Annotated in this window: 14 protein-coding genes; all 14 read right to left on the bottom strand. The window is 35.9% G+C overall.

Translation table 11 applies throughout. The features are described from left to right. Nucleotide 1: 1 nt before the first annotated feature. Nucleotides 2-703 carry a hypothetical protein gene (locus tag MUS1_RS03030; protein ID WP_211236413.1) on the bottom strand — a complete coding sequence of 234 codons (702 nt, stop codon included), beginning with the start codon at nt 701-703 and terminating at the stop codon, nt 2-4. Further along, on the bottom strand, nt 700-1,593 hold the full coding sequence (locus tag MUS1_RS03025) for a hypothetical protein (protein WP_036158855.1): 894 nt from the start codon (nt 1,591-1,593) through the stop codon (nt 700-702). The genes MUS1_RS03030 and MUS1_RS03025 overlap by 4 nt, the downstream gene beginning before the upstream one ends. Further along, nucleotides 1,590-2,894: a flippase gene (locus MUS1_RS03020; RefSeq protein ID WP_211236412.1), complete on the bottom strand. Its 1,305-nt coding sequence runs from the start codon at nt 2,892-2,894 to the stop codon at nt 1,590-1,592. The genes MUS1_RS03025 and MUS1_RS03020 overlap by 4 nt, the downstream gene beginning before the upstream one ends. After that, entirely contained in the window at nt 2,881-3,687 is an 807-nt protein-coding gene (locus MUS1_RS03015) for a hypothetical protein (RefSeq protein WP_036158853.1), read from the bottom strand. The genes MUS1_RS03020 and MUS1_RS03015 overlap by 14 nt, the downstream gene beginning before the upstream one ends. 113 nt (nt 3,688-3,800) lie before the next feature. Further along, nucleotides 3,801-4,835 carry a hypothetical protein gene (locus MUS1_RS03010; RefSeq protein WP_036158852.1) on the bottom strand — a complete coding sequence of 345 codons (1,035 nt, stop codon included), beginning with the start codon at nt 4,833-4,835 and terminating at the stop codon, nt 3,801-3,803. Nucleotides 4,836-4,839: 4 nt separating this feature from the next. Beyond that, nucleotides 4,840-5,559 carry a glycosyltransferase family 2 protein gene (locus MUS1_RS03005; RefSeq protein ID WP_036158850.1) on the bottom strand — a complete coding sequence of 240 codons (720 nt, stop codon included), beginning with the start codon at nt 5,557-5,559 and terminating at the stop codon, nt 4,840-4,842. Beyond that, entirely contained in the window at nt 5,556-7,136 is a 1,581-nt protein-coding gene (locus MUS1_RS03000) for an aminoglycoside phosphotransferase family protein (protein ID WP_036158848.1), read from the bottom strand. Before MUS1_RS03000 ends, MUS1_RS03005 begins: the two co-directional genes overlap by 4 nt. Beyond that, a complete protein-coding gene (locus MUS1_RS02995; protein ID WP_036158846.1) occupies nt 7,127-7,507 on the bottom strand; it encodes an HAD hydrolase family protein in 381 nt (126 codons plus the stop codon). The genes MUS1_RS03000 and MUS1_RS02995 overlap by 10 nt, the downstream gene beginning before the upstream one ends. A 39-nt stretch (nt 7,508-7,546) precedes the next feature. Beyond that, nucleotides 7,547-8,524 carry a GDP-L-fucose synthase gene (fcl, locus tag MUS1_RS02990; protein WP_036158844.1) on the bottom strand — a complete coding sequence of 326 codons (978 nt, stop codon included), beginning with the start codon at nt 8,522-8,524 and terminating at the stop codon, nt 7,547-7,549. Then, nucleotides 8,525-9,649, bottom strand: a complete 1,125-nt coding sequence (gmd, locus tag MUS1_RS02985; protein ID WP_036158842.1) for a GDP-mannose 4,6-dehydratase — start codon at nt 9,647-9,649, stop codon at nt 8,525-8,527. It lies immediately after the preceding gene. Nucleotides 9,650-9,716: 67 nt separating this feature from the next. After that, nucleotides 9,717-11,192 (bottom strand): phosphomannomutase, encoded by a 1,476-nt coding sequence (locus tag MUS1_RS02980; protein WP_036158839.1) that lies wholly within the window; start codon nt 11,190-11,192, stop codon nt 9,717-9,719. Beyond that, entirely contained in the window at nt 11,192-12,610 is a 1,419-nt protein-coding gene (locus MUS1_RS02975) for a mannose-1-phosphate guanylyltransferase/mannose-6-phosphate isomerase (RefSeq protein ID WP_281171165.1), read from the bottom strand. The genes MUS1_RS02980 and MUS1_RS02975 overlap by 1 nt, the downstream gene beginning before the upstream one ends. A 40-nt stretch (nt 12,611-12,650) precedes the next feature. Continuing rightward, nucleotides 12,651-13,826 carry a nucleotide sugar dehydrogenase gene (locus MUS1_RS02970; RefSeq protein WP_036158831.1) on the bottom strand — a complete coding sequence of 392 codons (1,176 nt, stop codon included), beginning with the start codon at nt 13,824-13,826 and terminating at the stop codon, nt 12,651-12,653. A 105-nt stretch (nt 13,827-13,931) separates the two neighbouring features. Then, nucleotides 13,932-14,930, bottom strand: coding sequence for an NAD-dependent epimerase (locus MUS1_RS02965; protein WP_036158828.1), 999 nt, complete (start codon nt 14,928-14,930; stop codon nt 13,932-13,934). Nucleotides 14,931-15,015 lie beyond the last annotated feature (85 nt).

Genomic DNA, 15,015 nt, shown 5'->3' with positions numbered 1-15,015 from the left:
ACTACTTCCTAATCTTTTCAGTTATTTTACAGATTAATGCTCTTAAACCAACGGTTGCATAAAGGTGCTTCATCTTACCAAGGTTTGACTGATAATAATCGCGTTTCTCTACGAGCCGATCCTTAAGCGTTTTTTTTCGATAGGCAACTTTTGGAAAGGCCGTATAGTAGTGGAGTTTATCCAGCATTTTTACCTGTTCAATTTCGTTACCAACTATTTTCTGCTGAATATACTCAACATGTTTAATTTTGTCTGGTCTAGCAGCATAATATTCATGGTATTCTACGTAGCGAAGAATCAGATCATCAGTTTTAGATGGCACTTTAATAGATGCAACTCTATTATCTTCCGTGACACTTATTACTGAAGCAGACTCTATCACACTTGAAAAAAAAGCAGGCTTTAGGCTGATATTGCGATAGATTGGTAGTTGCTTATAAAGGTCAAATCTAAAATGGATTTCATTATTAACCATGAAGTCAACATGTGTTTTAGTTGGGTTATCGATAATAGCGATAGTTGAACTACTATCCAAGTATTCACTCAAAAAAGCACTGATTTTTTCCACTATTTTATCGGTAAAATAACAAAAAACATCGATATCAGAACCTACATCGTAATCAGGTAATTTGTTCGAAGGCTTAATGACAACATAAGATTCGTTTTCTATCAACTTAAAGAATATCAGCAGATCTAGTTTCATTTTATAATACACACTTTAATTTTTTCAAAATTTTGAGAAAGATGCAGAGCTGCACGATGCAATCCATCCATGATTAAATATTTTCCATCGCTTAGTTTTTTTACTGTGACAAATGAACTAGCGTATTCAGTCGATAGGTAGTTAAAATTTTCTTTCAAGCTTAAGTAATTATTTACACTGTGGTCTGCTTTTAATGCGGTCCCTAAATATTTATTTATATATGTTCTATACTCATCGACTTCATTGCATAGGGCTTTATACTGCACAGAGTGCTGTACAGGTACTTGTTTTATGATAAAAGCATCAGCATCGCCTTTTGCCTGTCCACACAGTAAATTTTCAAAGGGAAGTTCTTTAATTTCATAACTAAATTGTTGACCAAGAAAGAAAGGGACAGTATATAGGTTCGATTGATAATACCTTTCTATACTAATATCACCAATTGCATTTAAAATATGATATGTTTGCTCTTCATTATCCGTGGCATGAATGATGTGATCATGTGTCATTTCACCATCTTTATACGGATTAAACCTCTCCCTAATTTCTGTTTTTAACTGCTTTAAGGTAAGCGACTCTTTATGGCGAAAACTGCTCTTTCCCAGAATATCAACAGCTGGAGAACTGTTATTAATGACAATACACACTAAAGAGGGCTCTACTTTCTCTAAGTATTTAATTTTAGACTTTAAGTGCGCTAAAGGCGCATAGTCATAAGAGTAAACTTTTCGAACAAATTTTTTCATGCTAGTAGGTTTATGTTTTATGATTCGAACAATATCAAATGCATCTTTTTCACGAATCATCGTTAAAATATCTTCAAGATGAGAGAGTCCATGCCCCCAAATTATGATTGAATCATAGCGAGAATCTTTATCTAAAATATTCATGTTTTAAGGTTTCTTATAAAATCTGATTTAAATAGGCTAACCAATAGAACAGCTTTCACTTGGTAAATAAAAATAAACCTTGTCTCTCTTATTAATGCGTAACTAATCAGTACAAAAAGCTCTGAGATAACAGTACTGTATGCAGCACCGTTTATTCCATAACGTGGAATTAAGAGGTAATTTAAAACTGCGTTAATTGATAATGCGAGCAGTGCTCTTTTAAAAATGATCGTTTCAAGATTATGTAATATTAATATTTTGTTATTAATCGATTGAAAAAAGGTCAATATTAATAACAGTGAGTATATTTTCATCACATCTACAGAGCTTAAAAACTCATCAGAAAACAAAGTAGTAATAATAAATTCAGATGCAAAAAACATAGAGATAAAAGCCACAAAACCAAGGATAAAAAACACCGTATAAATGCTTTCTAACTGCTTTATATATGCATCACTATTTTCTTGATGAAATTTACTGACTAGACTCGGATAAAAAACATTAGAGATTAATGTTGGTAAAACAATCAATACAAGGATCATTTTGATGCCCACTGCATAAAGCCCCAATTCATATTCACCAAGAAAATATTTAATAAAAAACTGATCTTGCAAACTATATAATAGTCCGATAGATGCAGCTAACATCATAGGAAATGATGATCGAAGTAAACTTGTAGCTAATTTTTTATTTAATCGAGGCAATATTGTTTTATGCTTTAAGTTGAAATAACAAATATATAAGCTTGTTGCTTGAATTATTTTAGCGAGTAGGTAAGTAAACGAAAAATATATGACACCAACCTCATTCTCAACAAAAGTGTAGGTCAAAACCAGCTGAGTTAGTAATGAGACTAACGTAGAATAAGTATAAAATTTGTTTTTTAAATGTGCACCGAAATAATCTTTTAACGATAAAAATGAGTCAAACAAAAAACCGATAACTAACACATTCAATATATCGATATACAACTCATCAGATAATATATTTAACAAAGTGATTGATATAATAACAATCACAGAGACCACTAATCGTAAAAAACAGCTCGTTTCAATCAGTTCTTTCCCATCCTTCTTTTTACTTATAAAAAGCTTAAAAAGAATGGGGTCCATTCCTAAACCAACAATAGCCCCCAAAGCGGTCAATATCGCAAGACTTAGGCTTAAAACACCAAAGTCCTCGGCACCTAAATGATTAACGACTAATAATGTAATAAGAAGTGAACTAAGTACTCTTCCTCCTTGCTCAATCAATAACCACAATAAATTTATAGCTCTTTCTCGCATATTATTTTTCAGCATTAAATTCTTTACGTCTGATCATTTCAAAATCTAACCAGCGATATTTAATGTACTTAATCTGATTTGTAAAGGTTACTGTATGTTGATATGCAGAACGGTGTGGGCAGACATGATAACTTGTTATATTTTCATAAAGTCTGGCAAATTCATTCATATTTTTACTATTTGATATGAACCAAAAATCAAGGAAACCTTTGCCCACATTATGGTTTTCTTGATCATATTTTCTATTATTTTCTTTAGTTGGAGAAATATTCCAATTTGAAGCATAGAAATTATTCATATCAAGCTCGGAAAAGTTCAATTGCGAATAAAATCCAACATCTAATCGCATTACCATTACACAGTCATATTCAAAATCATTTTCTTGTTCATATTCTTTTTTCAGTTCAAGTACTTTTTTACTACTGTACCAACGGCTATACGCCCGAAATGCTTCCTTTTTTTTATTTTCGAGTAAGCCAAAAATACCACAAGGGTTCTTTAGTGCAGAAACCAGCATTGATAGCTTTTCTGAAAAATCTCGATTGTAAGTAATACTTTTAGAGGAAGGAAAATCTATCTGTTTTTCAATTAAGTGAAATTTAGGATGATAAAGACTTATAAGCTCATCTCTCTTCTCATGTGACCAACTGTGGATAAAAACATCGACATCGTGACCTAACTTATTATTATTTAAAATTAGGTTATCATTATTTAGATTATAAGCTATTGTAGGATCAAGTGATGTACCAGCACCATCCTTATTCGCTTTACTACCTACCAACCCGTAAAAACAAAGTGCAATTCTCATATCTTACCTTATTATTAAATATAATTTCTCAAGTCACCCAAAATCACACTACTTAATGACACTCCCTCCAAAAAGGAAAAATCCATAAGTATCCTTCGATTTAAAAATCGAACTTATTTAAAATAACTAAATAACTTTTTAAGTTTGATTTTAAATATGTTGTCTTTGGGAATAGAGCTGACAACCTGAGAAATGAAACGTTTTGTAGCAACGTCATTATTCTCGGTTATTACCTCCTCGTCGCCACATTTAGGCATGAAATTTAATAACGTAATGACATCTTTATCACTATAACCATACACGTGACCTTTTGTCGCATCAAAAGAGTTTTTTTTGCTAACAGAGGTATACAATGATTCAATTAAAGTGCTTTTTTCTAGTTTATTCCATTCTCTAAAATCTATATATCCATATTTATCTAGACCTATATTAAAATTCTCTTTCAATATTTCATAATATAAGATCATTCCTTTACGATAACTTGAATTTCTATATAGCTCTCCAAATATCTCAAATCTTTTCCTTCTTCCATGACCAGTAACACCAAAAAATTGGAAGAATTTTTCAAATTCAGGATAACACTCAATAAATGGATTATAAAAACGCCGAATATGGCTAATACCAGCATCAATCTCATAATAATTATCATAGATTGTATTATAGTTATATAGTTTTAGTGCATCCAAATAACTACAAAAAAAACACTCATCTGCAAGATAGAATGGTTTGGATATTTCGAACCACGGAATCCATATTTTGCTCTTGAATGGGCTACGAGCGCTGTTGATTTTATAATCTTTACCAAAAATTCTTTTAAGATCTTCTTTTGCAATAAACAAATCTGGACGACTTTTAAAAATAAAGTTATTTTTATTAGTTACTTTATTTAAAGCGCAATGAAATGACTTCATCTGATAAAATATACTGCCACTATTAACTTTTGGTGGTTTAGGAGTAACTACGATTAAATTTTCATTAACTTGCTCAATTAATTCTTCGCTTTGTTTATCGAGCTCACCTTTCCATGTAGAAAGAATAATTTCACCCACTACCCCCTCATTTTTAAGGGCAACAAATTCTTGTATTGATCTTAAAAAAGCATTACTAGACTTTATTTCGCCTGTTATTAACACACTAATTTTATGCAATGCATTACCTCTCTAAAAAATAAATATATTCATCTGGAACACCGCAAAATATAACGTCACGTCTTTTAATTAGATTGTAATGTATATTTTTACCTTCGCTAATTAAATGATTATATAAAGGTGCAACATAAAGCTCTGCTTTTTCCCATTCATTTTCTGGTTTAGCTAAATAATCGTTATATGCATCTAAATAATCGTTTACGGAAGAAAAATAATATAAACCAGTGCAACATAAATCTGATATTGGATTTTTTTCTGTTGTTTGAGTTACTTTATGAGAGAGCTCATTAAGAGGCTTTACAAATGACCAATTATCACCTTCTCCCTGAAAAACTTCTAAGTAACCATCTCCTAGCTTATTAAGATTTGGATATTTAAAGTTAGGCCTAAAAGTATCGATATTAAAGATAGTTATTGGCCCTTGATAAGTTATTTCACTTAAACCAAGTGTGACTGTTTCAGCCTGTCCTCTCGTTTCTTGGTTTAACACAATAATTTTGAAATCAGAAATACCAAGAGACTCGGCAGTTTTTTTTACAAAATCTACCGTATTAAAAACATCGCGCACAATGAATAAAAAACGTTTGGACTTATAGTAAGACTTAAAACTTTCAACAGAATGTTCAAATAATGTTTTTCCATGCGCTTCTAACATGTATTTTGGTTGAGTATATCCTGCTTTAAAAAATCGAGAACTCATTCCCGCCATTGGTATAACTATCATTCTTCGAGCCTTTTCATAATTTGATAAAGTCTAAATACATTTGCAAACAAACCTTCTTGCCGGTATGGATCATCAGCGTGTAAAGGCAACATAGATAAAAAAAGTTGTAATTGCATTGCGTATAGGTTTACTGGTGTTAAGTTATATTTTTGACCTACCATTACAATAAACATACTCTGGGTATCTTTATGTTTCACTTCACCAGAAATATTGAATTGAATTTTTTTTGTCTGCCAATCTAAAGATGTTTGATGGTAGCCTGCTACAATCCAATCGTACATACCTAAAATAGAGTGGCTAAGTTTAGCAAGATCATAACGAATATCACCATAAATAGTAATATCCCCAGAAAGAGTCATACCCCTAGGGTCTATTGTTTTTATTCTATTTGCTCTGAAGTCATAAAGAATATTGCTGAAACAAAAATCACCATGCATTAGTGTTGATATTTTATTTTCGCTTGGTAAATTTTTTTCACTCTCGGCTAATATTTGTTCAAGAGAAACAGATAGATCATCATTAAAAATCCATTTATCAGAAAATGAAAAATTTTTAGTAGTTTTAAACTCTTCTAAACGCTCTAATGTCTTAGCACTAAATAACTGATTTATATCTTGGCTAATCGCTTGATGAGGTGATATTTCACTATTGCAATCCTGAATAAAATTCAAACAATGCTCTAAAATATTACTCCAAATAATATTTGGCATTTCTGAAAACACAAATAATTCATTGAGTGCGGTATTATGAAGATACTCCAAACGATAACTAAACTTGCCCTCACATGTTTCTGTATGTCCCAAATACTGCGGAGTATAGCTTTTCATCATGGTAGGTAATGTTTCAAACCAATTAGCTTCTGCTTTGATTTTCTGGCTTTTAAAACTCGATTTTTCAATAAACCTAGGATTGATAGTTAATTCATTAAATGATCGCTGTGTAGTAAAGGCAGCTTTTGAATGATAATAAGTGTTCACATGACCAAAGTCATACCAATCAGTTGATTGGTTTTGAGATAATCCATTTTCTTTTTTATATCGATCAATCCCTTTAATAAAATCCCATTTCTCCTGAGTAATATTACGAATAAGCTTGCGTGGTTCATTAAATTTAAAATAACCACAGACTACATTTGAGCTATTTTTTGATTCTGTTAACCAATCAATATTATTATTGTCAATACTTGACCACTGATAATTACTCTTAACTTCCGATACAGCTAAAATATCATTACCTTCCGGTAACTTAGTGAAAAGAGTATCTCCAAAGAGTAGATGTAAAGATGAGTTAATTGGCTCGTCAATCAGGTTTAAGCACGCAACTAAGCCCTGCCCTACATTTAGCGAACAAGGAGTTTTAAGTAAGATTACGCGATGTTTGCTCAACCAGTCGTAATCTACTGCATTGATCGTATAATCTTCAGGAACGGATAAATATATTTTACAACCTTTAGGAGCTAGCTTAATCTGGTATTGAAAGAGTCTTTTATTTCCTAGCGGTAAAAAACTTGGCGGAATATGTCCAAATTCAGCATTTAGTTCTGATTGCACATAAGAGCCAGACATGATTAAGAACATATTTTCTCTTTTTCAATCAATGCTGTGATCTCTTCAAAGCTCATAGCAGTAAACTCCGATGGACGAATTGCTCGATCATCAATGTAAAAACCATCATGACCACACCAAGGCTTGCCTACGAGTACTTCATCATAAGGTACTTCATGCCTATCTAGCCATTCGGTGATAGTTGGCAATGTGCAAATATTGATTTTACCAACATTCCCTTCATAGGTTCTCATATTTCTAGCTGTTGATATAACAATAGTAAATCCATTCTGTTTATATTCTCTTAGACTTTCTACCAACTCGACATTAGGCAGAACATTTTTATAGTCACTTGTATTAGCTAATGTAATTGTTCCATCTAAATCAACAATCAATTTTTTCATTAATTTCACCTTGTTATGAATTTGCTATTACAGAGTTCACTATTTTCTAAATTCTTCTTGATTATCAACAAACCATTTATAAGCTAATTCAAGTCCTTTTTCTAGAGCAATAGAATACTGCCATCCTAATGATTCAAGTCTTTCAACATTCATTAACTTTCTTGGGGCACCATCAGGCTTGGTTGCATCAAATTTAATCTCGCCTTCAAAACCAACCACTTTAGCAATTGTCTCAACCAGTTCACGAATAGTATAATCAACACCTGAACCAACATTAATATGACTTAACATAGGCTCTGTATTTTCTTCATAAACTGATTGCTCTAAGTTCATCACATAAATTGATGCAGCAGCCATATCGTCTACATACAAAAATTCACGCATTGGTTTACCACTTCCCCAAGCAATAACTTCTTTATCACCATTTAATTTCGCCTCATGAAAGCGGCGTAATAGCGCAGGGATAACATGACTATTTTCTGGATGGAAATTATCATGAGTGCCATAAAGATTAGTCGGCATAACACTGCGATAATTACGAGCGTATTGACGGTTATAAGATTCACACATTTTTATACCTGCAATTTTTGCAATGGCATAAGGTTCGTTAGTTGGTTCTAATATGCCTGTTAATAAAGCATGCTCTGTCATTGGCTGCTCAGCCAATTTAGGGTAAATACACGACGAGCCTAAAAATAATAAATCTTGTACGCCACATAAATGCGCGCTGTGGATTATATTATTTTGAATTGTTAAGTTTTGGTAAATAAAATCTGCAGGGTAGGTATTATTAGCAACAATTCCACCTACCTTTGCAGCAGCTAAATATACTTGATCTATTTTTTCAGTTTTAAAAAACTCAAGTACAGCTTGTTGATTAGTAAGGTCTAATTCAGCCCTTGTACGTGTAATTATTTGCACATTTTTATTTGCACTCAACTGCCTTACAATAGCAGAACCTACCATACCGTTATGGCCAGCGACAAAAACACGCATAATTTTTTTCACTTCGCTCATTTATGCATTCTCTACTGAAACGGCCAAATCAAAACCGTGTGTTTTTAAAATAGCGTGCTGTTTCGCTTTATTTAAATCATTAGCAACCATTTCTGCACACATTTCTTCTACGGTAATTTCAGGTGTCCAACCTAACTTGTCTTTTGCTTTTGAAGGATCACCCAGTAAGGTTTCCACCTCCGCAGGGCGGAAATAACGAGTGTCAACTTTAACAATTATATCGCCAACATTTACCGCTGGCGCATTATCACCTTTTATTTTGGTTACTGTGGCAACTTCATCAACTCCTTCACCACTAAACTCAAGTTCAATACCTGCTTCTTTTGCTGACAGAGTAACAAACTCACGTACTGATATTTGTTTGCCTGTAGCGATGACAAAATCATCAGCAACGTCTTGTTGAAGCATCATCCATTGCATGCGTACATAGTCTTTCGCATGCCCCCAATCACGTAGCGCATCCATGTTGCCAAGGTATAAACAGCTTTCCAGTCCTTGAGAGATATTAGCAATTGCGCGAGTAATTTTACGTGTTACGAAAGTCTCACCACGACGTGGCGACTCATGATTAAATAAAATACCGTTACATGCATACATACCGTAAGACTCACGGTAATTCACCACTATCCAGTAAGCGTACATTTTAGCAACCGCATAAGGAGAGCGAGGGTGAAATGGCGTAGTCTCTTTTTGTGGAATTTCTTGTACTTCACCAAATAGTTCAGAAGTAGAAGCTTGATAAAACTTTGTTTTCTTTTCCAAACCTAAGAAACGTATTGCTTCTAGTAATCGCAATGTTCCCATTGCATCAACATCTGCTGTGTATTCAGGGCACTCAAAAGAGACTGCAACATGAGACTGGGCTCCTAAATTATAGACTTCATCAGGCTGTACGTCTTTTAATATACGCGTTAGGTTAGATGAGTCAGTTAAATCACCATAATGCAAAAAGAATTTTTGGTCTTTTTCATGGTTATCTTGATAAATATGATCAACACGCTCTGTGTTTAACGATGAAGCTCGGCGTTTAATACCGTGTACTTCATAGCCTTTTTCTAATAAAAGTTCTGCAAGGTAGGAACCATCTTGCCCTGTAATACCTGTAATGAGTGCTTTCTTACTCATGTTTACTCCGTGTTTTTTTCAAAATTATTGATAGTTTATTTTAGTTCAACCTAGATCTAAGCAACGATTATCGGCAACTTAGTAATATTTTTTCCACAATATCGTCTGATTTTTGTAGGTCAGAACTTTCTGCGTAACACCTCAATTCAGGTGCATTACCTGAAGGCCTTAGATGAACAATATCACCATTACTTAAAGTCATACGTAGTCCATCAGTTTCATCAATAGAAACCACTTCTAGTTCTTCATCTTCTTTTTCAATTGCAGTTAATAATTGAACTTGCTTCATTTTGCTGTTTTTTAGCTCTGAGATAAGTTGTCGACTGGTTTCTGTCGGAATGTCTTTAATCCGATCGCTGGCGGTATAACGCTCTGGAAAATCATCTGTTAACTGGCTAATTGGTTTAGTTTGTTCTTGAGACATAGCCAATACAATAAGTGCTGGTAGGATAGAATCTCGCGTTGGTAAAGCATGTAGAGTTTGGTTATTTACATCAAAGTCAGAACCGACTAAAAAACCACCGTTAGCTTCATACCCAACGATTCTTGCCTCTGGCGCTTCTTCTTTATTTTCTAGTAATAAAGCTTCCATCCCAGCTATTACATAAGGTGAGCCAATTTTCGTTCTTAATACTTTTCGTTCTGGCTTGCGTAACTCAAGAGCGGTATTCACGTTAACAGGCGCCGCTACATGCGTTGCGTTCAAATAATCTGCACACAACACACCGAGAATATCACCGCGAAGCCATTCACCTTTTTCATTACTGATTAGCGGTCGATCACCATCACCATCGGTTGAAATAATGGCGTCTAGGTTGTGCGTTTTCGCCCAATCTAAACCTTTCAGCTTATCTTCTTCCGACACTGCTTCCGTATCAATTGGTACGAAGGTTTCAGTTCGCTCAAGTGAGACGACATCCGCGCCAAAGTGGGTCAATAATATCTTGATAACATCACGAGCCACACTGGAATGTTCATACACGCCGATACGTTTGCCATTCAGCAGAGTGGTTGGAAATAATGAGGTATATCGAGTTTTGAACAGATCTATCGCAACGGCATCAGTCACGGGAAGCACTCGTTCTGATGTGTTTTTTACAAGATCGCTTGGAACCGATACTTGGCCATTCATAATACTGGCTTCGTCTGCTTTACTGATTTCACCATCAGGACGATAAAACTTGATGCCATTACGATCAAATGGGATATGACTGCCGGTAATCATGATGGAAGGCATCGCATTTTGCATGGCGTAAAATGCTAATGCAGGTGTCGGAAGCGTACCACAGTAAGTCGCTTTAGCACCGTAGGATTCAATGGCAAATAGAACCGATTTTGCTATCTCTGGGCTACTTGGTCGTAAATCTATGCCAACCGCAACATGGGTTGTATTCGGGCAAACTTCTTGCAGAAACGACGTCACAAACGCAAAACAAAGCTCTGGCGTTAAATCGACCACCAAACCACGAACACCACTTGTTCCAAAGGCAACACCAAGTTCATCACTTAGTACTGTCACTTGCACACTGTTAGAATCCAACATTATTTTGAGCGTCCATAACGATCACTGAAACGAACAATGTCGTCTTCACCCAAATAACTACCAGACTGTACTTCCACTAGTTGTAATAGAATTTTCCCTGGGTTTTCTAATGCATGTACCACACCAACCGGAATATAAGTTGATTCGTTTTCCGTGAGCAGTATTTCTTGGTCGCCGTTTTGTACTTTCGCGGTGCCTGATACAACCACCCAATGCTCTGCTCTATGGTGATGCATTTGAACACTGAGCTTTTCACCTGGTTTTACTGTAATACGTTTCACTTGATGACGCTCACCAAGATCTACGGTTTCGTACGATCCCCAAGGACGATGAACTTGCGTATGATACATGTGCTCCTCACGATCTTCAGTCTGAATACGCTTAACAATTTTCTTCACATCTTGAGCGTTATTTTTGTCCATAACCAAAATAGCATCTGCAGTTTCCACAATCACAAGGTCTTTCACACCCACAGCCGCCACTAAACGAGACTCGGAACGTATCAAGCAATTGCTTGAACCTTCTGACATCACATCACCAAGCAACACGTTTTGGTCACTGTCTTTATCAGAATAATCGTACAAAGCATCCCAAGCACCAATGTCGCTCCAATCACCATGATAAGGAACCACTTTGGCCTTCTTGGTTTTCTCCATCACCGCGAAGTCGATAGACTCTTCTGGACATTCAGCAAATAACTGTGCATCAATACGAACAAAATCCATGTCTTCTGAACGTTGTTGGTAGGCATTTTGTACCGATTGAAAAATATCGTTTCGATGGGCTGACAGTTCATCTAGGTAGGCTTTGGCACTGAATAAGAACATGCCGCTGTTCCATAAGTATTCACCAGACTCTAAATACGCTTGGGCTTTTTCAAGATTGGGCTTTTCTACGAACTCAGCCACCGCAAAATCTTCACCCGAACGAATATAACCGTAACCCGTTTCTGGGCAAGTTGGCTGCACACCAAAAGTTACTAAAGCCCCTTTTTTAGCCAGCTCAACTGCTTGAGTAATCGTCTCTTCAAAAGCAGCTATATCACGAATTACATGGTCAGCAGGCAATACAAGCATTAACGTATCACTGAGTTCCGCTATTTCCGACTGAGTACGCTGAGTTTCAAACGCTGCTAAAGCGATAGCTGGAGCAGTATTACGTCCCTTTGGCTCAAGTAATATACTGGATTTTTTCACACCAATTGATTGCAACTGCTGTGCAATTAAAAAACGATGATCTTCGTTACAAACCACAATAGGATTGCCCACCTCGAGAGACTGAGTACGCAATAGCGTTTGCTGCAAAAGACTGTACTCTTTATCCGTTAAAGGAAGACACTGTTTAGGGTAATGTTCGCGTGATAAAGGCCAAAGTCGACTGCCTACACCACCGGATAAAATAATTGGAATAATTTTCAAAACACGTCCTTTCATTTAAAAATAGACTTAAAACTAGTAACTAATCTTCACCAAACAAATCACGGGTATAAACTTTGTCCGCCACGTCATCTAAATCACTTGTCATGCGGTTAGCAACCACCACGTCAGCCGTCTGCTTGAACACGTCAAAATCACGATAGACCTTAGAGTGAAAAAATTCGTCTTCGTGTAATTCAGGTTCAAATAAGATGACTTCTACACCTTTGGCCTTTAGTCGCTTCATAACGCCTTGTATTGCAGAGGCTCTAAAGTTATCTGATCCTGTCTTCATTACAAGGCGATAAATACCAACCACTTTAGGGTTACGTTTCAAAATAGAATCAGCAATAAAATCTTTACGAGTAGTATTAGAATCCACAATCGCACGAATAATATTATTAGGTACGTTTTCATAGTTCGCTAATAATTGCTTAGTGTCTTTAGGTAAACAGTAACCACCGTAACCAAAAGAAGGGTTGTTGTAATGGTTTCCAATACGAGGATCTAATCCCACCCCTTCTATTACCTGTTTGGCGCTTAAACCATGGGATTCACAGTAAGAGTCTAATTCATTAAAGTAAGCAACACGCATAGCCAAGTAGGTATTGGAAAAAAGTTTAACGGCCTCTGCTTCTGTTGAGTCAGTAAACAAAACCTGTATATCTTGCTTAATAGCGCCTTGCTGTAATAACCCCGCAAAGATTCTAGCTCGATCCGAATCTTCACCTACAATAATACGAGATGGGTACAAGTTGTCATGAAGGGCTTTGCCTTCACGCAAGAACTCTGGAGAAAATAAAATGTTCGACGTTTGGAATTTTTCATTCACGCTTTTCGTGTAACCAACAGGTACCGTTGATTTAATCACCATCACCGCGCTTGGGTTAATCTCAAGCACGTCTTTGATAACGCTTTCAACAGAAGCAGTATTAAAGTAATTAGTGTCTGGATCGTAATCCGTTGGTGTGGCTATGATTACAAAGTCAGCGTTTTTATAGGCTAAGGTTTTATCTAACGTAGCGGTAAAATTAAGTGTTTTATTTGTTAAGAAATCTTCTATTTCAACATCGGCAATAGGAGACTGCTTATTATTAAGCATCTCTACTTTGTCATGAATAATATCAACGGCTATTACGTCGCTATGCTGTGATAATAGCATGGCATTTGATAAGCCAACGTAACCTGTTCCGGCTATAGCGATTTTGTATTTTTTCATGGTGACTTCCGTATTCTTTAAACTTCTTAATATTCAACGAGGTCTTGTCGGATTACGTCTCGTGCCTCGCTTAATCCGACCTACGATTTAAATCTATGTTTTAGGTTATGATTTTAATTCGTTTTGGAATATTTTATACCAAGCTACAAACTTCTCCATGCCTTCTTGAATTGTTGTCGCTGGTTTGTAGCCTACTACTGCCTCTAGTTGTGCCGTGTCTGCATAGGTTTTTGGGACGTCACCCGGCTGCATGTCCATGTAGTTTTTGTCAGCGGTTTTACCACAGGCGATTTCAATGGCTTCTATAAATTCTGATAATTGAATCGGTTGATTATTACCAATATTATAAATGGAATAAGGTGCTGTTGTCCCTGACACTTCAGTTTTTTGTTTCTGAGGCACCACATTCTGTATACGAATAACACCTTCCACAATATCGTCTATGTATGTGAAATCACGCATCATTTTTCCGTGATTAAACACCTTAATAGGTTCGTCATTTAAGATGGCTTCTGTAAACAACCAAGGGGCCATGTCAGGACGACCACCTGGGCCGTATACGGTAAAAAATCGCAAACCAGTTGTCGGAATATTATACAGATGCGCGTAGGAATGAGCCATTAACTCATTGGACTTTTTCGTTGCTGCATACAAGGAAACAGGGTGATCGACTGTATCGCTTTCACTGAAAGGGATTTTGGTATTCATGCCATACACAGAGCTAGAAGAGGCATACACAAGGTGTTCTACCTTGTTATGGCGGCAGCCTTCTAAAACCGTCATCATCCCAACAAGGTTACTATCCACATAATCAAATGGCGTTTCTATGGAATAACGTACCCCTGCTTGCGCGGCTAGATGAATGACTCGCTGAAATTGCTCTTCTTTGAATAGATTCGCCATGCCTTCACGATTTGCAAGGTCTAACTTTACGAACCTAAAATTACTATAAGGCAGTAATTGATCAAGACGGTGTGTTTTTAATTCTGTTATGTAATAGGTGTTTAAATTATCTAGGCCAACGACTTCATGTCCATCATCTAAAAGACGCTTACACGTATTCATACCAATAAAACCTGCAGCGCCTGTCACTAGAAATTTCATTTACTTCCTGCCTAATTTGATTTTTCAAATAAACCGAGTGTGTAATGTCGGATCACGCCTCGTGCCTCGTCTCATCCGACCTACG

The organism is Marinomonas ushuaiensis DSM 15871 (assembly GCF_000521805.1).
Lineage (GTDB): Bacteria > Pseudomonadota > Gammaproteobacteria > Pseudomonadales > Marinomonadaceae > Marinomonas > Marinomonas ushuaiensis.
The sequence above is the reverse complement of the archived record's forward strand: the minus strand, read 5'-3'. Positions and strand labels throughout refer to the sequence as shown.